The organism is Myxococcus sp. AM010 (assembly GCF_013372585.1).
In the GTDB taxonomy this organism is placed as follows: Bacteria; Myxococcota; Myxococcia; order Myxococcales; family Myxococcaceae; genus Myxococcus; species Myxococcus vastator.
Genome location: NZ_JABXEO010000010.1, coordinates 67,449 through 87,024, shown reverse-complemented (window position 1 = coordinate 87,024; position 19,576 = coordinate 67,449). Strand labels below are relative to the sequence as shown.

The window sequence follows — 19,576 nt, the reverse complement described above, 5'->3', positions numbered from 1 at the left end:
GGGCATGACAGTTGCTCTTCACGGGGCATGACTCGCCGCGAAGCCGCGGTGTCGTGCAACCCCTGGAGAAGCGCCCATGCGACGCATCACCTGTCTTGCCCTCACCGTCCTCCTCACCGCTTGTGGCGGTGGCGCCCCCACGCAGGAAGAAGTGGACGCCGCCCGCCAGCGCGTGGAGCGCGTGGTGGCGGCCTCGCATCAGGTGCGCGGCGCGCTGGAAGCCCTGGGCGTGCTGCCGGTGTACACCTGCGGGGAGCCCCGGCGCGCCTTCCTCGGCACCGCCGCGCAGGACGTGCGCACGCGGTGGTCCTGCGCCCGCGCCGCGGTGGAGCCCCATGACAGCGTGACGGACCGCGTGGTGCTCACCTTCGATGAAGGCGGCTGTGACGTGCACGGCCTGCGCTTCGCCGGCCAGGCCGCGTTCCTCTACCGCGGCGGCGAGGACCTCATGGAGGTGGAGGCGGACCTGCGCGGCCTGACGGTGGACGGACACCCGCTCCAGGCGGAGGTGGGCTACGGCACCTGCGGCGACGAGACGCGCCTGTGGGCGGACGTGCAAGGCGGCGTCCCTGGACGGCAGGGCCACACGTTCCGCGTCGATGGCCGCGTGGGCATGCGCGCCGGCCTGCCCGTGCTGGGCGGCACGTCGCTGGTGCTGGAGGGCCCAGGCGAGCTGACGGGCCCTCATGGCACCGACCGCCTCACGCTGATGGGGCTGCACTATGAGGTGGGCGAATACCTGCCGAAGGAAGGCACCGTGGTGCTGGAGACTGCGGACGGGCGGCGCGTGGAGGCCCGCTTCCAGCCCGTCCTGTGGCGCCTGGGCAAGGCCGAGGTGACGGTCGACGACCTGGAGCCGGTGACGGTGCCCATCGTCCGCTGAGCGGGCGCGCGCGAGGCAGCGCGTCCGGCGCGGACTTCCGCTAGGGTGTGACGTCGTGAGCGACGACGTTTCCCTTCCGGCATTCCGCGCCGTGCCCCGCACCGGCGTCATCTTCGTCACCGCCGAGGCCACCCGCCGCGGCTACCGCTCCAGCGACCCGGAGTGGTGCAACCTGGGCCAGGGCCAGCCGGAGACGGGAGACCTCCCCGGCGCGCCGCCCCGGCTGAGCCAGGTCACCATCGACGTGGCCGACATGGAGTACGCCCCCGTCGCCGGCCTCTGGGAGGTGCGCGAGTCCATCGCCAGCCTCTACAACCGGCTCTACCGCCGGGGCCTGCCCAGCCAGTACAGCGCGGAGAACGTGTGCCTGTCCGGCGGCGGCCGCGCGGCCCTCACCCGCGCCGCGGCCAGCCTGGGCGCCATCAACCTGGGCCACTTCCTGCCGGACTACACGGCCTACGAGGAGCTGCTGGACGTCTTCAAGGCGTTCACCGCCATCCCCATCCTCCTGGAGGGTGAGCGCGGCTACGCCTTCACCGCGGAGGACCTGCGGCGCGAGGTGCAGGGCCGCGGCCTGTCGGCGCTGCTCTTCTCCAACCCCTGCAACCCCACCGGCAAGCTGGTGCACGGCGAGGAGATGGCGCGCTGGGTGAGCGTGGCCCGCGAGCACGAGTGCGCGCTGCTCGTCGACGAGTTCTATTCGCACTACATCTGGACGGGCCGCCCCGGGCACCTGCCGGTGGAGAGCGCCGCCCGCTACGTGGAGGACGTGAACAAGGACCCGGTGGTCCTGTTCGACGGCTTCACGAAGAACTGGCGCTACCCGGGCTGGCGCATGACGTGGACGGTGGGGCCGCGTCAGGTCATCGAGGCCGTCTCCAGCGCCGGCAGCTTCCTGGATGGCGGCGGCAGCCGGCCGCTCCAGCGCGCGGCGATCCAGCTCCTCCAGGAGGAGCCCGTGGTGGCGGAGACGATGGCCATCCACAACGCCTTCCGGGAGAAGCGGGACCGCTTCCACTCCCGGCTGGAGCGCATCGGCATCCGCACGGACCGCGCGCCAGACGGCACCTTCTATGTCTGGGGCAACGTGTCCGGACTGCCGCCGCCGCTCAACGACGGCATGGGCTTCTTCCGCGCCGCGCTGGACCAGAAAATCATCGCCGTGCCGGGCGAGTTCTTCGACGTGAACCCCGGCAAGCGCCGCGCGCGGCCCTCGCGCTTCCGCGGCTACGTGCGCCTGTCCTTCGGCCCCTCCATGGAGACGCTGGAGAAGGCCCTGTCGCGGCTGGAGGCCATGGTGCTCCACTACTCGCGCACGCCGGGCCAGCCGCCCCCGCCGGCGCCCTGACGTGAGACGGCCCGGCCCCTCCACGCGAGGGTGCCGGGCCCGGGCGCCTCACGCCGTGCTCAGCGGGGCGCGCCGCCCGTGCCGCGCTCGGGGACGACCCACAGGTAGAGCGTCCGCCCCTCGCTCTCCACCGTCTTGGCCGGCGCCCAGTCCCCCATGTCGAAGCTGTGCGACACGATGCGCGTGCCCGGCTTCAGCTCCGAGAGCAGCTTGGACTTGAGCCGCTCGTTGACGGAGGGCAGCAGGTAGAGCGTCACCACCGACGCGTCCCCGATGTCCGCGTCGAAGAGGTCTCCCTGGCGGAACTCCACCTTGCTCTTCACGCCCGCCTTGTTCGCGTTCTGGTTGGCCTCGGCGATGCGCTCCGGGTTGATGTCCACGCCCACGGCGTGCTTCGCCCCGTGCTTCTGCACCGCGGAGATGACGATGCGGCCGTCTCCGCTGCCCAAATCATAGACAGTGTCCCCGGGCTTCACGCCAGCCAGCGCCAGCATCCCCTCCACAGCGCCTTCCGGTGTGGGGACGAAGGGAACCTCGGGTGCCTGCACCGCGCTGCCCGCTGGGCCGCGGACCTGCACCGTCACCGACTGCTGCGCCGTTGAGACCCCCGCGGCGTTCGCGGCCATGCCCACCGTGAGCGTGAGAACCCCCATCATTCGCTTCATGTCGCCTCCTTCGTTCGCTGCAGCTTGGGAGAGCCCCCGCGGGTGCGCGCCGTCTCCACGGCGAGCAGCACACCGCCCGTGCCCAGCACGGCGAGCCCCGCGAGCGCGCCCATCCCGGTGAATGCCAGGCTGGAGTAGAGGACATAGGCGCAGATGCCGATGAAGAGCAGCGGCGTGAGCGGATACAGCGGCACGCGGAACGGCCGTGGCGCGTCCGGCTCACGCACGCGCAGCACCAGCAGCGACACGCCCGTCAGCAGGAAGAAGAACCAGAAGACAGGCGCGGTGTACTCCACCATCGTCTCGAAGCCCCGGCGCGTCAGCGTCCCCAGCCCCACCAGCACCAGGGAGATGGCCCCCTGCACCAGCAGCGCGCGGGACGGGCCATTGGACTTCGCGCGCCACTGCCCCAGGCCGTTGAACAGCACGCTGTCCCGCCCGAAGGCATAGTGGGTCCGCGCGCCGGTGAGCACCGTGGCGTTGGCGGACGTCAACGCGGAGAGGGCGATGAGGACGCTCAGCACCAGCGCGCCCTCGCTGCCCACCGCGCGCTGCATCAGGTCGGCGGCCACCGCCTCCGAACGCGCCATGCCCTCCAGTCCCAGGCCGCGCAGGTAGGCCACGTTGACCAGCAGGTACAGCGCCGTCACCAGCCCGATGCTCGCCAGCAGCGACCAGGCGATGGTGCGCCGCGGGCCACGCACCTCCGAGGACAGGTAGGCCACCTCGTTCCAGCCGCCATACGTCAGCAGCACGAACACCATGGCCAGGCCCCAGGTCGTGCCCGACGCCGCGGCCGGCGCGGGCGCGGCCTCCACGGCGCCCATGGCGGGGGTGAACAGCAGCCCCACGATGATGACGGCGCCCACGCCCAGGACCTCCAGGGCCGTGAGCAGGTTCTGCGTGCGGGTCCCCTGCCGGAGCCCGGCGATGTTCACCGCCGTCAGCCCCACGACCAGCGCGGCCGCGTAGACGGGCGACGAATACGGCCCCAGGGAGAAGAGCTGCGTGGCGTAGTCCCCGAAGACGAAGGCCAGCAGCGCGATGGAGCCGGTGGGGATGACGGTCAGCCGCGCCCACGCGAAGAGGAAGGCGGGCCCCTTGCCCAGCGCGCGAAACAGGTAGTGGTACTCCCCGCCCGGGTGCGGCCAGGCGCTGGCCAGCTCCGCGTAACACAGCGCGCCCACCAGCGACGCGACGCCGCCCAGCAGCCACGTGAGCAGCATGGCCTCGCCGCTGGCGGACTGCGCGGCCACCAGCGAGGGCGCCTTGAAGATGCCTGCCCCCAGGACGATGCCCACTGTCAGGGCCATCACATCCAGCACGCGCAACGACGGCGACGGCGCGGCCTCACCACGCTTCACGACCTCGAATCCTGCTTGCGGCTCCTGCATGGTGACGTGCTCCACGCGTCTCGGCAGCCTCCACCGTTCGGCGCAAATTGAGGCCGGGCTCCGGCCCTGGGGAGGATGAGCGTAGAGCTCGCCCCCTCTCCGTCCATGAGGCGGAGGGCCCCTCTGCACTGCCGTGGACAGGGCCCCACATCCGGACTGGCGAGTGGACACCTCCTCGTTCCCGATACGGTGGCTCTATGCTGGGGGCCAATGAGACTCCCGTCGTCCCGGCTGGCCCTGCTGTGTCTGCTGTACTTCGTGCAGGGCCTGCCCTTCGGCTTCCAGGCCACCGCCCTGCCGGTGTACCTGCGCGAGCAGGGCGTATCGCTGACCACCATTGGACTGCTCGGCGCGCTGTGGCTGCCCTGGGCCCTCAAGGCGCTCTGGGCGCCCCTGGTGGACCGGTATGGCTCGGCGCGCATCGGCCGGCGCAAGTCGTGGATTCTGCCCATGCAGGCGGGGCTCGCGGCCAGCTGCGCCGCGGCGGCCGTCGCGGCTTCGCGGGACGCGCTGCCCGTCCTGCTGGCGCTCATCTTCCTGATGAACCTGTTCGCCGCCACGCAGGACATCGCGGTGGATGGCTTCGCCGTGGACACCCTGCGCCCCAGTGAGCTGGGCCTGGGCAACACCGCGCAGGTGGTGGGCTACAAGCTGGGGATGCTGACGGGCGGCGGGCTGTTGGTGTGGGCCAGCGCGCGCATCGGCTGGTCCGGCCTCTTCGTCGCCATGGCGCTGCTGTGTCTGGCCGCCTTCACGGTGATGCTCTTCGCCCGGGAGTCTCCACCCGAGCCACATGCCACGCCCGCCGCCCGGCAGGAGCCGGACTGGCGCGAGCTGTTCCAGCGGCTCAAGCAGGCGCTCCTGCTGCCGGGCGCGGGCTGGCTGCTGCTCTTCATCGCCACGTACAAGCTGGGCGAGAGCATGTCCGACGTGCTCTTCAAGCCGTTCCTCGTCGACGCGGGCTTCACCGCCGCGCGCATTGGCCTGTGGGTGGGCACGTGGGGCATGGGCGCGTCCATTGCCGGCTCACTGGCCGGAGGCCTGCTGGCCTCGCGCATGCCGCTGCTGGGCGCCGTGGGGCTCACCGCGTCCCTGCGGGTGCTTCCCTTGGCAGGACGGTGGCTGCTGGCCACGGGGGGCGTCACCGACGCGAGCGTCATCGGCGTCACCATGGCCGAGGAGTTCTTCGGCGGCGCCCTCACCACGGTGATGTTCGCCTTCATGATGTCCCGCGTGGACCGCCGCATCGGCGCCACGCACTACACGCTGCTCGCCAGCCTGGAGGTCTGGGGCAAGGCGCCCGCGGGCCCACTCGCGGGCTGGCTCGCTGACGCGAGGCACGGGCTCGGCCTGGGCTACGCGCCCGTCTTCTTGCTGGGCATCGTCCTGTCCGCGGCCTTCCTGGTGCTGCTGGTGCCCATGCGGCGTCAGCAGCCCGCCCCGAGCACCGCGCTCAACACCGCTTGAGTCGAGGCCACACGGCTGACGGCGCCTGGCGCGCCGTCAGCCCTCCACGGGCGGCGTGTCGGGGAGCTCCGCCGAGCGCCACATGTACCAACTGGCCACCGAGCGCCAGGGCCTCCAGCGCTCGCCAAAAGCGAACAACGCCTTGGGCTTGGGCATCTCCGGCAGGCCATAGGCCTTCATGAAGCCCTTGCGCACGCCGTAGTCATCCACGGGCAGCACGTCGGGCCGCTCGAGCTGGAACATGAGCAGCATCTCCACCGTCCACTGGCCAATGCCGCGCACCTGGGTGAAGTGCTCGATGAGCGCGGCGTCGTCCATGCGCCGCACCTTGGCCAGCGGCGGCACGGTGCCGTCCAGCGTCTTGCGCGCCAGGTCCTGGAGCGCGGCCAGCTTGTTGGCGGACAGGCCCGCTTCGCGCAGCGACGTGTCCGGAACCGCCAGCAGCGCCTGGGGCGTGAACTTCCGTCCCGAGCCCACGCGCTCGCACACGCGACCGAAGATGGTCGCGGCCGCCTTGCCGTGGAGCTGCTGGTAGACGATGGACTCCGCCAGCGCGCCGAACGGGCTGTGCAGCGGACGCACCTGGAGGCGGAAGGGGCCGACCTGCTTCATCAACGCGCCCAGCGTCGGGTCCGCGCGCGACAGGGCACGGCGGACCGCGGGCGTGTAGTAGCTGGGGTATCGAATGACGTCGGGAGGAGGACGTGGCATGGGCGGCGACCATGATGCCGTCGCCCAGCCCCCTTCACGCAACCCGATTCTCGCGGCAAGACGCCGCGGCTCAAATCGGCGCGGCGTGCTCCGTCTCGGATGGGACCTGGGTGCGAGGCTCGCCCTCCATCAGCTCCTCGAACTCCTGTTGCATCTGGACGCCCAAATCCACGAGCTGCTCCTTGGACAGGAGCTTGCGGACCTTCTTGAAGAGCTCGCCCTCTTCCTCTTCGACGTGGTGCTCAATCTGCTCCTGGAGCACCTGCATCTTCGCGTCGAACTCCTCGTCCGACGGCTCCAGGTCCAGCAGGTCGGCGATGAGGCGCTTGGCGGACAGGTGCTCCTCGGCGGCCTCGCGCAGCAGGTCCTCCGTGTCCTGGGCCTTGGCCGCGGGATAGAAGTACTGCTCCTCGATGGAGGCGTGCGCGCTCAAGCGGTCGGAGATCATCTCGAAGAGCTCCTGGCGCTTCACCTCCGCCCCCTCCGAGAGCTTCTCGTACTTCTTGAACAGCTTCTTCACCTCGTCGTGCTGCTGCGTCAACAGTGCGATAGCGTCCATGTTCGCCCTCTCCCGTGTGGATGATGTGTCGTGTTGAGTGTGAAGACGTGTGGCTCAGGTCGGCAGCTTCTTCGTCGGCAGGTCCTTCACGGCGGGGCCGTTGAGCACCTTGCCGGTGGGACTGAAGCGCCCCCCGTGACAGGGACAGTCCCAGGAGCGCTCCGCGCCGTTCCAGTGCACGTGGCAGCCCAGGTGCGTGCACACCGGGGACACCGCGTGCGCGGTGCCGTCCTCCGCGCGGTACACCGCGACCTTCTGTCCCGCCACCTCCAGGACCTTGCCCTCGCCGGGCGCCACGTCCGCCAGCCGGTGCCCGTCAGGCCGTGACAGGCGGTCCGCGACGAAGTGGAAGGCGACCTCCGCGTTCTCCTGGATGAAGTCCTTCGCGCCCGCGTGAGGCTTCACCCGCGTCGCCGCGTAGAGCGCGGCGAAGGGGCTCTGCTTGTCGAGGATGGCGTCGGAGAGAATCATCCCCGCCAGCGTGCCGAACGTCATGCCCGTGCCGGAGAAGCCGGTGGCCACGTACACGTGGCGGCTGGCCGTGTTGCGGCCGATGTACGCCAGCCCGTCCGCGGGCTCGATGACCTGGCCAGACCAGCGGTGGGTGATGTCCGTCACCGGGAAGCGCCGCAGCGTGTACGCCTCCAGCGCGGCGTAGCGCCGGGTGGTGTCCTCGTCCGTTCCGACCTTGTGGTCCTCGCCGCCCACGATGACGTAGGCGCGCCCGTCCACCTGCTGCGTGCGGATGTAGTGATAGGGCTCCTGGCTGTCTTGGTACTGGCCCGGCTCCAGCGGCCCGTTGAGCGGCCCCGCCACCGCGTAGGTGCGGTAGGGGTAGAGCTTGGTGTGCATGGCCACGCGATTGAGCGGCGTCGTGGTGGCCTCCACCACGGCCGCGGCGGTGACGGTGCCCCGGTCGGTGACGACGCGGCAGGGCGTGCCGTCGTGGACCTCGGTCACCCGCGTGTTCTCGAAGAGGTGGCTGCCGTCGCCGGGAATCCGGTCCGCCAGCGCCAGCAGGTACTTGCGAGGATGGAAGAGCGCCTGGTCCTCCACCCGCAGGGCCCCCTTCACGGGATACGGCAGCGGCACGTCCTGGGTGAAGGTGGCCAGCAAGCCCGCCTCGCGCGCGGCGGTGACTTCGTGGTGCAGGTCGGCCAGCTCGCGCTCCGTCTCCGCGTAGCGGTACATGGGCACGCGCTGGAAGTCACAGTCGATGCCGAGCGCTTCGACCAGCGCGGCGATCTGCTCGATGGCCGCGCGGCTGGAGGACGCCGCGAGCTGGGCCCCCTTCTCACCGAAGTCGCGCCGCAACGTGGCGTAGGGCGTGTCGAGCACCTCGGTGAGGTGCGCGGTCGTCTGGCCCGTCTGCCCCGACAGGATGCGGTGCATGTCCAACACCGCCACGCGCTTGCCAGCGCGCTTCAGGAGCCACGCCGTGGTCAGCCCCGCCACTCCCCCACCAATGATGGCCACGTCCACCGTCACGTCGCCCGGCAGCGCCGGGAAGTCGCGCGGGGGGGCCGTCACCGTCCAAAGCGACCTGTGCGCCCGCTGCTCGTCATCCATGGCCCAAGGCTAGGGACGGGGCCCCGGAGCGATAAGCCATGGGAGCGGGCCACGCGGCTGCCTGCCTACCCAGCTTCGAAGCGCGACAGATGTACACGGGCGAACACTGTCGGCCCTCTCGTGTTCGCAAATCACGGTGCGGGCAAGCCTGTCCTGGGGTGGCTCGCCGTCGCGCGCTACAAAACCTGGCCCCAGGAGCCGAGGAGCTTCGACGATGCCCGTGGAAAGATTGGCTGGGAGCGCCAGCCTCGTCGACGTCCTGGACCGGGTGCTGGACCGGGGTCTGCGCTGGGACGCGAACGTCCGCGGGCAGGCGCTCCGGGACTGGCCACCCGCGTCCACACACCCCATCGTGGTGAAGTTCGTGGAGGTGCGAACGCCCACCCCTCCTTCCCGCGGAGCCTGACGCAGTGGCCCCTTCCGCCGCACTGCCCAACCCAACGCCCGAGCCGGACGTCGAAGCACGGCTCGCCCTGGCCGAGCACCTGCTCGCCTGCGACGAGCCACGGCTGTGCGCGCGGCACGTGGTGGACTGGCTCACCCGCGAGCGGCCATCGGACGTCGCCGCCTGCCTCGCGCGCGACCGCGGCACGGGAGGGTGGGTCTGCCTCGCGGCCCGGAACCTCTCCGACGCCCAGTGCGCCGCGCTGGCGTTCCAGCCCGGTGAGGCCGCCCATCCCCTGGCGGAGACGCTGACACAGGGGACGCCTCGCTTCTTCGCCGCGCCCCGGGCCCCGCTGCCGTCCGTGGGGTGCATCGCGGTCCCCCTGGGCCGGCCCGGAGCGCCCGCGGTGGGCTTGCTGCTGCTGTCCGCGGACGGCCCCATGCTGACGCCGGACGCGGCGTGGGTGAGCGCGCACGCCGGGCCCCGGCTGGCCGCCATGCTGCCCACGGAGCGCCGCGAGGTGGCGGGCGGCGAGCTGCTCCGTCGCATCATCGACACCGTGGCGGACCCCGTGCTGCTGACGGACCTGGAGGGGCGGCCCCACATCGCCAACGCCCGCGCGGAGGTGCTGCTGGTGGCGGGGCCGGAGGCGAGCGAAGGCCGCCGCCGGGCGACCGAGCTCAACCGGCAGGTGTTCTCCTCCGCGCTGGCCAGCTTCGCCAGCGGAGACACCGCGACCGTGCGCCGCCGGGAAGTCCCGCTGGTGGACCCGGTGGAGGGAGTCGACCTGCTCTTCGAGGTCGTCAGCACCCCCGTGCTCGAGCCGGATGGCCGCGAGGCCCTGGTGAGCGTGCTGCGCAACGTGACGGACCTGGGCCGCGCCACCCAGGCGCTGGGTGAGAGCTACCGGCGCCTGCGCGCCACGGAGCGGGAGGCCCGCAGCGAGCGTCACCGGCTGGACCGCGTGCTGGACTCCGTGCCGGACCCCCTCATCCTGTCCGACCCGGCGGGCGGCATGGTGATGATGAACGGCCCGGCGGAGAAGCTCTTCGCCACGCACCCCGACAGTGGAGAGGCCGCGCTGCGCCGGCTGCACTCCAACAACGCGGGCTTCGCGTCGTTCCTCGCCAACCTGATGGACGAGGAGGGCCGGCCCCGCTGGCGTGGGCAGCTCGGGCTGGTGGAACCGGCCACGGGCGCCACGCTCCCCATGGAGGCCGTGGCCAGCAAGGTCCTGGGCGACTCCGGCGAGCTGACGGGCATCGTCACGCTCTTCCACGACCGCAGCGAGGCGATGGAGAAGGCGCGGCTGCTGGAGCGGGTGAAGGAGGGCTCCGTCCACATGGAGGCGCGCGTGCAGGCCGCCACCGCGGAGCTGGCCGAACAGAACGAGATGCTGCGCCGGCAGGCCATCCAGGTGGAGCAGGCCAGCGCGGCCAAGTCCCAGTTCCTGGCCAACATGTCCCACGAGTTCCGCACGCCGCTCAACGCCATCCTCGGCTACACGAACATGCTGCTGCAGGGCGTGTCCGGTGAGCTGAACCCGGCGCAGAAGCGGAACCTCACGCGCATCGACTCCAACGGCAGACACCTGCTGGAGGTCATCAACGAGATTCTGGACATCACCCGCATTGAAGCGGGCCGCATGCCCTTGAACCTGTCGGACTTCGGCATCCCGGAGCTGCTCCAGGAGGTGATGGCGGAGCTGGACCCCATCATCGCGCGCAGCAAGCTGGCGGTGAGCGCCCACCTCGGCCCGCGCGTGCCGGCGGTGTACAGTGACAGGCAGAAGGTGAAACAAATCGTCCTCAACCTCCTTTCGAATGCGTTGAAGTTCACGCATGAAGGTTCGGTGCGGGTGCAGGCGGAGTACGTGGCTGCTACGTCCACGCTCACCATCTCCGTGGCGGACACCGGCATCGGCATCGACTCCGCGAACCAGGAAAAAATCTTCGAGGACTTCCAGCAGGTGGACAGCTCTCCGACCCGGGCCTATGGAGGCACGGGGCTGGGGCTCTCCATCTGCCGGCGCCTGGCCGCCATGCTGGGGGGACGCGTCACCCTCCAGAGCACCCAGGGCGAGGGTTCGACATTCACCCTGCACTTCCCCCGACGCGCGAGGCGCGCATGACGACCCCATCTGAGACCCCGAAGCCCCTCGTGCTCGTCGTAGACGACTATCAAGATGCCCGGGAGATGTACGCCGAGTACCTGGAGTTCTCGGGCTTCCGCGTCGCCGAGGCCAAGAATGGCCAGGAGGCGCTGGACAAGGCCTTCGAGCTGCGGCCCGACATCATCCTCATGGACCTGTCGCTGCCCGTCATGGACGGCTGGGAGGCGACGCGGCGGCTGAAGGGCGACGACCGCACGCGCGCCATCCCCGTCGTGGCGCTCACGGGCCATGCGATGACGGGGCAGTCCGACGAAGCCAAGGGCGCGGGCTGCGACTCCTTCGTCACCAAGCCCTGCCTGCCCGACGCGCTGGTGGATGAAGTCCGCCGCGTGCTCGCCACCCACGGAGGCGCAACGGCGAGGTGAAGCGCACCATGCCCCGGACGACACGTCCCCGGAAGGGGGCGGCTCGCAGCGACAGGCGCACGTCCCAGGCCGCACCGCCTTCGCCTCCCACGGCGGAGACGGCGGCGCCCGACGGGCCCCGGTATCTCTACGGCATCCTCCGGGCCGATGCGCCCCCGGACGTCGGGCGCATCGGCGTGGGCGCCGTTCCCTCGCAGGTGTACGCGGTGAGCGAAGCCGGCCTCGCCGCCATGGTGTCCGTGGCCCCAGGCCGCGTGGTGGACCCGACGCGGGCGCACCTGCTCGGGCACCAGCGCGTCACCGAAGCCCTGCTCCATGGGCACACCGTGCTCCCCGTGGCCTTCGGCACCGTCATGGCGTCCGAGGCCCAGGTCCGAGCGGTGCTCCGCACGGCCCATGACGCGCTGTCCGACGTGCTGGACGCGCTGGAGGGCAAGGTGGAGCTGGGCCTGAAGGTGCTCTGGCACCGCGAGCACCTCGCTCAGCGCCTGGTGCTGGAAGACGCCAGGCTTCACCGGCGCGACGCTGAGCCGGAGGCCGAGCACGAGCGCCGCTTGGAGGCCGCCGTGGAGGACCGCGCCGGGCGCGACATGCGGGCCCTGCTGGACGGCCTGCGTCCCCGTGCCGCCGCCACGCGCGAGCATCCCCCCGTGGGTGAGCGGATGCTGCTCAACACGGCCTTCCTCGTGGAGCGGGCGCGGCTGGAGTCCTTCGAGGCGAAGGTCCGCTCCCTGGCCGCGCGCTCGGACACGTACACGTTCCGCTTCACCGGCCCCTGGGCGCCGTACAGCTTCGTGGACGTGCGCCTGGGCCTGCGTGACGAGGACGCGGTGGGGACCTGAGCCCAGGTCCCCCCGCGCGTCACTTCCCGGAAGCGGCGGACACCGGCGCCGTCACCCGCGCAGCCTCTTCCGCCAGCGCAGCCATCCCGGAGTGGAGCCGGGCCCAGCCCGAGGTGTGCTCGGTCCGGGCGTAGAAGCCATCCTCGGCCTTCGCCACCATGACGTGGCCCACGGGCTGGCCCGCGCGCAGGTAGTCCACGCGGAAGGACTCCCGCGGCTCGCCCCCGGGAAGCGGCTCGTCGCGGCCGAGCAGGTCCACCGGCATCATCCGCCACACGCGGTCATGCCAGTTGCGCGCGAAGTCGTCCGGCCGCTCCGGCGTCTCCTCCGGTGCCAGGACGACCGGGCCGGGGGCCTTACCCGTGGCCCGGAAGGCGCGGGTGCCACCGCCGGCGCTGACACGCACGGCGTCGAAGTCCCCCAGGTCGAAGGTGTGCAGCCGGCGGTCCACCAGGCGGCTGCTCGCGTTCTCCAGGTCCGGCAGCATCGCCGGACCCAGCAGGTACACGCGGCCATCCTCCTCGCTGCGCAGGTACGGCGTCCCCCAGCCGCCCGCGGGCGACGCCAGGGCGAACACCCGCGCCTTGCCGCCCACCGTCAGCGTCAGCTTGCGCGTGGACGTGGCCAGGCCGACCTCCTCCAGCTTCTTCGCGTCCAGCTCACCCAGCGCCCGCATGGCGCGCATGGGCGCGAAGCGGGAGAACAGCTTGTCCGCCACCTCGTTGGCGCGCAGCTCGCGCGGCGGGGGCGGCGCCTCGCGCGTGGCCACGGGCGGCGGTCCCAGCGCGGCGTGGGTGCCCGCGTCCGTGCCCACCGCCGCGGTGGCCACGCCCGCGTCCGTCGCATGCTGAGCCACACCCGCGTCGGCGGCGCCCGCGCTCGCGCCGCCGGAGGCCGTCTTGGAGGCCTTGTGGCCCAGACGCACCCAGAGCCGGTCGCGCTCACTGGCATCGCGGAACACGTCCACGAAGCGGGAGTCGTCCTCGTAGCGGATGCTGTCCAGCGCGCGCGCCGGGACATCCACCACCGTGACTTCACCCGGGCCCGCGGAGGGCTCGCGCTGCCAGACGACGAACGCCGCGACCAGCGCGGCAGCCGCCAGGGCCCCTTGCAGGGCCAGGTCCCGAACCTTCATCGCTCACCTCCCGCCACCGCGGGGCGCGGCGCGCGGCGTCCCCGCCGGCGCGTCATCACGAAGCCCACCACCAGCACCAGGGCCGGCCCCAGGAACACCGTCGCGTAGAACCAGAGGACGTCCTGCTCCCGCGTGTGCTGGATGGGCGTGTCCTCCTCCGAGGACACGGCGCCGGAGATGGACTCCTCGCCGGTGAGCCACCGCAGCGTGTCCACCGCCAGGTACGCGTTGCCCATGTTGCCCAGCAGCAAATCACCCACCGCGTCCGCGTCCGCCATCACCACGGTGCGCATCGCCTCCTGGCCGGCCGGCGCGGGCTTCTCCACCGCGATGACCAGGGGCCAGGGCCGCCGCTGCTCGCCCGCGTCCAGCGTGAAGTTGTCATTGGCGTCCGCGAAGGTGGCGCCGTGCGCGCGCACGGACACGTCCTGCGCCAGGCCGCCCGGCAACGGCTGGAGCTGCTCCAGGGCGCCCGCGCTCACGAAGACGACCGGCGCCTGTCCCGCCAATGACGACAGCGACGTGACGGACGGGTGCGAGGAGAACGTCGCCGTGCCCAGGTTGCCACGGTCGCTCTGCTGCCGCGACGTGCGGAAGTACACCTGGTCGTTGGCCAGCGGCGTCTTGAGGTACTTCAGGCCCAGGGGATCCAGCAGCGGCTGGAAGTCCGGCCCCTCCGGCTCCAGCGCCAGCCACAGCCGGCCGCCGCGCGCGGAGTACTCGCGCAGGGCTTTCAGCTCCTCGGGGAGGAAGGCCTGCGTCGGCCCCGCCACCACCACCACGGCGGCGTCACGCGGAACCTCCGTGCCCAGTCCCTCGGAGACGCCGAGCGACCGCACGTCCACGTTCTGCGCGCGCAGCAGCTCCTTCAGCTTCTCGACGGACGGGCGCATCGTCTCGCCCGGCACCGCGCGCGACTCGGCGCGCTCACCGTGGCCGGACGTGAAGTAGACGACCCGGCGAGGCCGGGCCACCGTCAGCAGGCGGCGCTGGACCTCCTGGTCCAACCGCTGGAGCTGGCCGCGCGCCCGCTCGATCTCCAGGCCCACCGTGAGCGGCTCCTTCCGGTCGCCTCGCGCCAGGACGACGGTGCCGTTGTTGTGGACGCCCAGCGACTTCGCCCGGGCCGGCTCCACCGCCTGGTCCAGCCGCTCCACGTTGAGCAGGCCCGGGCTCTCCACCGCCAGGTCGCGGAAGTACTGCCCCACCGCTTCGCCCACCTCGTTCGCGGGTGGGAAGAAGAGCGTCACCTGGAGCGGCTCGTTGAGCCCTCGAATCACCTTGCGGGTGCCGTCGCCGGGCTTCGCGGTGCGGAAGTAGGACAGGTCCCACGTCACGTCGGCCTGGGTGGCGACGAACATGGACGCGAAGGCGAAAACGAGCACGAAGGCCAGCCCCAGGCCGGAGTACAGCGCGCTGCGGACCCGGCCCGTCTCCAGCACCGGCGCGCGCGTCATCGCCGCGGCGGCGGCCTCCACCATCGCCAGCGGCAACAGGCAGCACGCGAGCAACGCCGGGAAGAGCGCCGCCAGCGACACCGCCAGCCGAGGCGCCTTCTGTGACAACGGGCCACCGAAGAGTCCGGTGCCCACGTCCGACTGGACGAAGTAGAGCCCCAAGGCCAGGAGGCCCACGCCGTACAGGCCCGACACCCACGCCTCGACGGCGCGCCGGTCCGCGCTGGCCGACCGCATGCGCGCGATGCGCCAGCCCAGCGCGCCCACCGCCACCGCGACGCCCAGGCCCGACAGGACGGTGCGGCCCGTGCCGATGCCGAAGAGCCGCTCACCGAGGAAGACCGCCAGCAGGCCTGAGGCGAAGGCCAGCGTCACGGAGAGCCCTCCACTCGAAGGACGTGTGCTCATCGCCACCTCCGCGCCTCAATCACCCGCGTGGCCGCGAACAGCGCCACGTAGGTGACCACGAGGTAGTAGACGACGTCACGGATGTGGATGAGCCCCGCCTGGAACGGCGGGAAGTGCTGATTCCACAGTGACATCGCGCTGAAGACATCCGCCAGCGGCTGCTCGGTGATGCGCGCGAGCAGCCAGCACAGGATGAGGGCCACCAGCATCACCGCGGACGTAATCGCCGCGAGCAACTGGTTACGCGCCAGCGCCGAGCCGAACGTCCCCACCGCCAGAGACGCGCTGCCCAGCAGCAGCAGGCCGAAGTACCCCGCCGTCACGTGCCCGAAGGACACCTTGCCGTTCACCAACACCAGCAGCGGCATGTAGACGGTGCACAGGAGATACAACGCGAGGAAGGCCAATCCCGCGAGGAACTTGCCCAGGACGATGTCGCGGTCGCGCAGCGGTGACGAGTACAGCAGCGACAGCGTGCCCGTCTGGCGCTCCTCGGCCAGCAGGCGCATGGAGATGAACACCGAGGCGACGACGGTGAAGCCGCTCGAATAATAGAAGAACTGAGACAGCACCTCGGCGGAGCGCTTGCTGGCGCCGCCCAGGGCATACGCGTTGAAGAACAAGCCGTTCAACGCGAGGATGACCGCGATGATGACGTAGCCGCTGAGCGTGCGAAGGTACGCGGACAGCTCGCGGCGGGCGATGAGCAGCGCTTTCACGCGCGCACCTCCTGGCCGTGGGTCAGCCGCAGGAAGATGGATTCGAGCTGACCTGCGCCCTGGTCCAGCCGCAACAACTCCAGGCCCGCGCCCACCACCGCCTGCGCCACCTGGGGCCGCTGGTCGGGCGAGGTCCGCACCGTCAGCGCCACCACGCCGTCCGACGCGCGGTCCACCTCCACCGCGCCAAAGCGCTGGAGCACCTCCACCGCGCGCGCCCTGTCGCCGCGAAGCTCCAGCTCGATGGTGCCCCGGCCGCCCATCTTCGCGGCCAGCTCCTCCTCCGTGCCCTGCGCCACCAGCATCCCCTTGTGGATGATGAGCAGCCGGTCACACGTCTGGGAGATCTCCGGGAGGATGTGGCTGGAGACGAGCACCGTGTGCGCGCCCTTCAAGCCGCGGATGACATCGCGCATCTCCACGATTTGCCGGGGGTCGAGCCCGCTGGTGGGCTCGTCGAGGATGAGCAGCGCGGGCTTGTGCACCAGCGCCTGCGCCACGCCCACGCGCTGGCGGTAGCCGTGACTGAGCGTGGAGATGAGCTCGCCGTGGACGTCACGCAGGCCCGTCTTCTCCTCGGCCTCGCCCACGCGGCGGGTGGTGTCCCGGGACGTGACGCCGCGGAGCTGCGCGACGTAGGTCAGGTACTCACCCACGGTCATCTCTTCGTACAGCGGAGGCACGTCTGGCAGGTAGCCGATGCGCTGGCGGACCTCGTGGGCATTGCTCACCACGTCATGGCCGTCGATGACGACGCGCCCCGAGGTCGGCAGCAGCACGCACCCCAGGACCTTCAGCGTCGTCGATTTTCCAGCGCCATTGAGGCCCAGGAAGCCAATGACTTCTCCCTGGCTGATAGTGAAGGCCAGGTCCCGGATCGCCGCGTGCTCACCGTAGTATTTGGTCAGCCCTTCGACCTGAATCATCAGGAGTCCTCTCCCCTTCGAATGCGTCGTTCCTTCTGTCGCAGCGGAGGGGATTGTCAAGCGCCGGACTTGCTAGGAGTGGCGGTATTCAGGGCCCCCCGTCGTGCGCCCCAGCGTGAAGCGCAGCGCGCCCTCCAGGTCGGGGAGGAGGAAGGCGAACCCCAGCCGCTGGGCCGCCTGGGGCACGATTCGCGCGCCCTCCAGCAGCGCCTCCTGCCCCATCTGTCCGAAGAGGGTCCGCACGACGGGCGCGGGGACCGGGAAGACGGCCGGACGCCGCAGCACCTTGCCGAGCGTCCGGGCGAAGTCCGCCTGCCGCACCGCCCCGGGCGCCACGGCGTTGATGGCGCCGCGCGCGGCGTCGGTGAAGACGGAGAAGTGGATGAGCCCGAGCACGTCCTCCAGCGCCACCCAGCTCATCCACTGCTGCCCGGAGCCGATGGGCCCGCCGCCGCCCGCGAGGAACGCCGGCAGCATCTTCGCCAGGGCGCCCTCGCTTGCGTCCAGCACGGGGCCGATGCGCAGGTGCACCACGCGGATGCCCGCGGCCTCGGCGGGAGCGGCGGCGGCTTCCCACTCGCGTGACACCTGGGAGAGAAAGCCCTTCCCGTCCGTGCTGCTCTCCTCGGTGAGGACTTCGTCGCCGCGGTCTCCGTAGATGCTGCTGCCGCCCGCGGAGACGAGTACCTTCGGCTTGCGCTTCATGCGCGCCAGGGCCTCGGCCAGGGTGCGGGTGCCCTGGGTGCGGCTCTTGAGGATGGCGTCCTTGTACTCGGGGGTCCACCGCTGGCCGGCCACGTTGACGCCCGCGAGGTGCACCACGGCGTCCACGCCTTCGAGCGCGTCGGTGTCCACCTCGCCCTTGTCGGGCGCCCAGGCGACCTCGTTCCGCGCCGGGTCCGCCTTGCCGCGCACCAGGCGCTTCACCGTGTGGCCGCCGGTGGTGAGGAAGGGCACCAGCGACGAGCCCACCAACCCCGAGGCCCCGGTGACGGCGATGGTGAGCGGCCCCTGCCCCGCGAAGGCGGCGTGACGCTTGAGGTCCTCAAGCGTGACGCGGTGGCGGTACGCGAACATGCGCTCCAGGGTGCGCCGGGCGAAGCCTCCGCCGAAGAGGCTGCCCAGGGGTCCCACGGGGAGGATGTACTCCACTTCGTCCTCCAGGATGGAGGTGCCCGTGGCGGGCTCGGGCCACATCCGGTGGGTGTGGACCCACTTCGAGAAGGGGCCGGACACCTGCGTGTCCTGGAACATAGCGCCTTCGGTGTAGGCGGTGTGCTCGGCCACCAGGCGTTGAGGGATGGGGCCCACGCGCATCTGGACGACGACGCGGGCGCCGGTGCGGATGCCGTCGCCGGTGCGCTCCAGGACCTCCAGCCGCTCCCAGGGCGGTGACAGGCGCTCGAACGCCCCTTCCCGGGCATGCCAGGCGAAGAGCTCCACGGCGGGGACTGGCATCCGACTGCGAGCATCGAAGACGTGCGACTTGCCCATGTTCCCTCCTGGGGCGACAGTGCGGCGGCGCATGATTGCTCCAGAGTCCCTTGAACGCGCGGTGGAATTGCTGCGGCACGGAGGTGTCGTCGCCCTGCCGACGGAAACCGTCTACGGTCTGTCCGCCAACGCGGAGGACGAACTGGCCGTGCGCCGCGTCTTCGCCATCAAGGGCCGCCCCGCGACGCACCCGCTCATCGTCCACATCCCGGGCGTCGAGCACCTGGGAACGTGGGCACGTGTGGTCCCGGAGGCTGCACGGAAGCTCGCGGAGGCCTTCTGGCCGGGGCCGTTGACGTTGGTCCTGCCGCGCACTGCGAGGGCCACGGATGCCGTCACGGGTGGGCAGGACACGGTGGCCCTGCGCGTGCCGAATCACCCGGTGGCGCTCGCGGTGCTGAAGAAGCTGGGCGGAGGGCTGGCAGCGCCGAGCGCGAACCGGTTCGGGAAGGTGAGCCCCACCACGGCGGCGCATGTGCGAGAGGACCTGGGCGGAGACGTGGACCTCGTCCTGGATGGGGGCCCGTGTACGGTGGGGGTGGAGTCGACCATCGTGGACCTGAGCGGGGATGAGCCCGCGATTCTGCGGCCCGGAGGGCTGGCGGCGGAGGACGTGGAGCGGGTGCTGGGGCGGAAGGTGCCGGTGAGGACTACGTCCAAGGTGCGTGTGTCGGGCTCGCTGGAGTCACATTACGCGCCGCGTGCCGGCGTGGTGCTGGCGGAGGCCGGGCAGGTGGTTGCGCGCGTCCAGGAACTGCGGGGCCAGGGATTGCGCGTGGGGGTGCTGGGACCTGCGAGCCTTGTGTTGCCGCCCGATGTGCCGCGCTTCGATGTACCGGATGAGCCCGCTGGGGCGGCGCGCGTGCTGTACGCCCGGCTGCGGGAAGCGGATGCGCAGGGGCACGATGTGCTGGTGGCGTGCCTCCCGGCGGAGAGCGGGCTGGGCATCGCGGTCCGGGACCGGCTGTCGCGCGCCGCCGCGCCACGGGGGTAGCGATTACCCCAAGCAGACTGGGTCTGCCTTTGAAAGTAGCGCTTGGGGTAGCCTCCGACTGACGCCTGCATGACGTGAGTCC

18 protein-coding genes are annotated in these 19,576 nt (G+C 71.3%); 8 read left to right on the top strand and 10 right to left on the bottom strand.

The genetic code is table 11. The features are described from left to right. The first annotated feature begins 76 nt into the window (after window positions 1-76). Window positions 77-883: a hypothetical protein gene (locus tag HV826_RS08140; protein ID WP_255217097.1), complete on the top strand. Its 807-nt coding sequence runs from the start codon at window positions 77-79 to the stop codon at window positions 881-883. 55 nt (window positions 884-938) lie between these two features. Next, window positions 939-2,231: a pyridoxal phosphate-dependent aminotransferase gene (locus tag HV826_RS08135; RefSeq protein WP_176416431.1), complete on the top strand. Its 1,293-nt coding sequence runs from the start codon at window positions 939-941 to the stop codon at window positions 2,229-2,231. A 59-nt stretch (window positions 2,232-2,290) separates the two neighbouring features. Here the strand turns inward: HV826_RS08135 and HV826_RS08130 are convergent, their stop codons facing one another. Together HV826_RS08130 and HV826_RS08125 are read right to left on the bottom strand one after the other, a co-directional pair. Beyond that, on the bottom strand, window positions 2,291-2,896 hold the full coding sequence (locus HV826_RS08130; protein ID WP_176416430.1) for a cyclopropane-fatty-acyl-phospholipid synthase family protein: 606 nt from the start codon (window positions 2,894-2,896) through the stop codon (window positions 2,291-2,293). After that, complete coding sequence (locus tag HV826_RS08125; RefSeq protein ID WP_368670867.1) at window positions 2,893-4,260, bottom strand: APC family permease; 1,368 nt, start codon at window positions 4,258-4,260, stop codon at window positions 2,893-2,895. The genes HV826_RS08130 and HV826_RS08125 overlap by 4 nt, the downstream gene beginning before the upstream one ends. Before the next feature lie 240 nt (window positions 4,261-4,500). Between HV826_RS08125 and HV826_RS08120 the strand changes: the two genes are divergently transcribed. Beyond that, window positions 4,501-5,757 (top strand): MFS transporter, encoded by a 1,257-nt coding sequence (locus HV826_RS08120; RefSeq protein ID WP_176416428.1) that lies wholly within the window; start codon window positions 4,501-4,503, stop codon window positions 5,755-5,757. 36 nt (window positions 5,758-5,793) lie between these two features. On the opposite strand, the gene HV826_RS08115 is transcribed toward HV826_RS08120, so the two are convergent. From HV826_RS08115 to HV826_RS08105, 3 genes are all read right to left on the bottom strand, one after another. Further along, window positions 5,794-6,468 carry a DNA-3-methyladenine glycosylase gene (locus HV826_RS08115; protein WP_176416427.1) on the bottom strand — a complete coding sequence of 225 codons (675 nt, stop codon included), beginning with the start codon at window positions 6,466-6,468 and terminating at the stop codon, window positions 5,794-5,796. A gap of 70 nt (window positions 6,469-6,538) precedes the next feature. Next, the gene (locus tag HV826_RS08110) at window positions 6,539-7,027 is read right to left on the bottom strand and encodes a hemerythrin domain-containing protein (RefSeq protein ID WP_176416426.1); all 489 of its coding nucleotides are present in this window, start codon (window positions 7,025-7,027) and stop codon (window positions 6,539-6,541) included. 54 nt (window positions 7,028-7,081) lie between these two features. Continuing rightward, the gene (locus HV826_RS08105; RefSeq protein WP_176416425.1) at window positions 7,082-8,596 is read right to left on the bottom strand and encodes an FAD-dependent oxidoreductase; all 1,515 of its coding nucleotides are present in this window, start codon (window positions 8,594-8,596) and stop codon (window positions 7,082-7,084) included. Window positions 8,597-8,810: 214 nt separating this feature from the next. Here HV826_RS08105 and HV826_RS08100 point away from each other — a divergent pair, with 214 nt between their 5' ends. The 4 genes from HV826_RS08100 to HV826_RS08085 are packed head-to-tail and all read left to right on the top strand — an operon-like array spanning window position 8,811 to window position 12,361. Beyond that, entirely contained in the window at window positions 8,811-9,002 is a 192-nt protein-coding gene (locus HV826_RS08100) for a hypothetical protein (protein ID WP_163783165.1), read from the top strand. A 4-nt stretch (window positions 9,003-9,006) separates the two neighbouring features. Further along, complete coding sequence (locus tag HV826_RS08095) at window positions 9,007-11,112, top strand: ATP-binding protein (RefSeq protein WP_176416424.1); 2,106 nt, start codon at window positions 9,007-9,009, stop codon at window positions 11,110-11,112. Continuing rightward, window positions 11,109-11,519, top strand: a complete 411-nt coding sequence (locus HV826_RS08090) for a response regulator (protein WP_176416423.1) — start codon at window positions 11,109-11,111, stop codon at window positions 11,517-11,519. Before HV826_RS08095 ends, HV826_RS08090 begins: the two co-directional genes overlap by 4 nt. 8 nt (window positions 11,520-11,527) lie before the next feature. Next, window positions 11,528-12,361, top strand: coding sequence for a GvpL/GvpF family gas vesicle protein (locus HV826_RS08085; RefSeq protein WP_176416422.1), 834 nt, complete (start codon window positions 11,528-11,530; stop codon window positions 12,359-12,361). A gap of 19 nt (window positions 12,362-12,380) precedes the next feature. On the opposite strand, the gene HV826_RS08080 is transcribed toward HV826_RS08085, so the two are convergent. From HV826_RS08080 to HV826_RS08060, 5 genes are all read right to left on the bottom strand, one after another. Then, on the bottom strand, window positions 12,381-13,496 hold the full coding sequence (locus HV826_RS08080) for a hypothetical protein (RefSeq protein ID WP_176416421.1): 1,116 nt from the start codon (window positions 13,494-13,496) through the stop codon (window positions 12,381-12,383). Further along, the gene (locus HV826_RS08075) at window positions 13,493-15,361 is read right to left on the bottom strand and encodes a Gldg family protein (RefSeq protein WP_176416420.1); all 1,869 of its coding nucleotides are present in this window, start codon (window positions 15,359-15,361) and stop codon (window positions 13,493-13,495) included. The genes HV826_RS08080 and HV826_RS08075 overlap by 4 nt, the downstream gene beginning before the upstream one ends. Continuing rightward, window positions 15,358-16,080 carry an ABC transporter permease gene (locus HV826_RS08070; protein ID WP_176416419.1) on the bottom strand — a complete coding sequence of 241 codons (723 nt, stop codon included), beginning with the start codon at window positions 16,078-16,080 and terminating at the stop codon, window positions 15,358-15,360. Before HV826_RS08070 ends, HV826_RS08075 begins: the two co-directional genes overlap by 4 nt. Further along, window positions 16,077-17,006, bottom strand: coding sequence for an ABC transporter ATP-binding protein (locus HV826_RS08065; RefSeq protein ID WP_176416418.1), 930 nt, complete (start codon window positions 17,004-17,006; stop codon window positions 16,077-16,079). Before HV826_RS08065 ends, HV826_RS08070 begins: the two co-directional genes overlap by 4 nt. Before the next feature lie 72 nt (window positions 17,007-17,078). Continuing rightward, on the bottom strand, window positions 17,079-18,500 hold the full coding sequence (locus HV826_RS08060) for a TIGR01777 family oxidoreductase (protein ID WP_176416417.1): 1,422 nt from the start codon (window positions 18,498-18,500) through the stop codon (window positions 17,079-17,081). Window positions 18,501-18,531: 31 nt separating this feature from the next. Here HV826_RS08060 and HV826_RS08055 point away from each other — a divergent pair, with 31 nt between their 5' ends. Next, window positions 18,532-19,494 carry an L-threonylcarbamoyladenylate synthase gene (locus tag HV826_RS08055; protein WP_176416416.1) on the top strand — a complete coding sequence of 321 codons (963 nt, stop codon included), beginning with the start codon at window positions 18,532-18,534 and terminating at the stop codon, window positions 19,492-19,494. Window positions 19,495-19,576 lie beyond the last annotated feature (82 nt).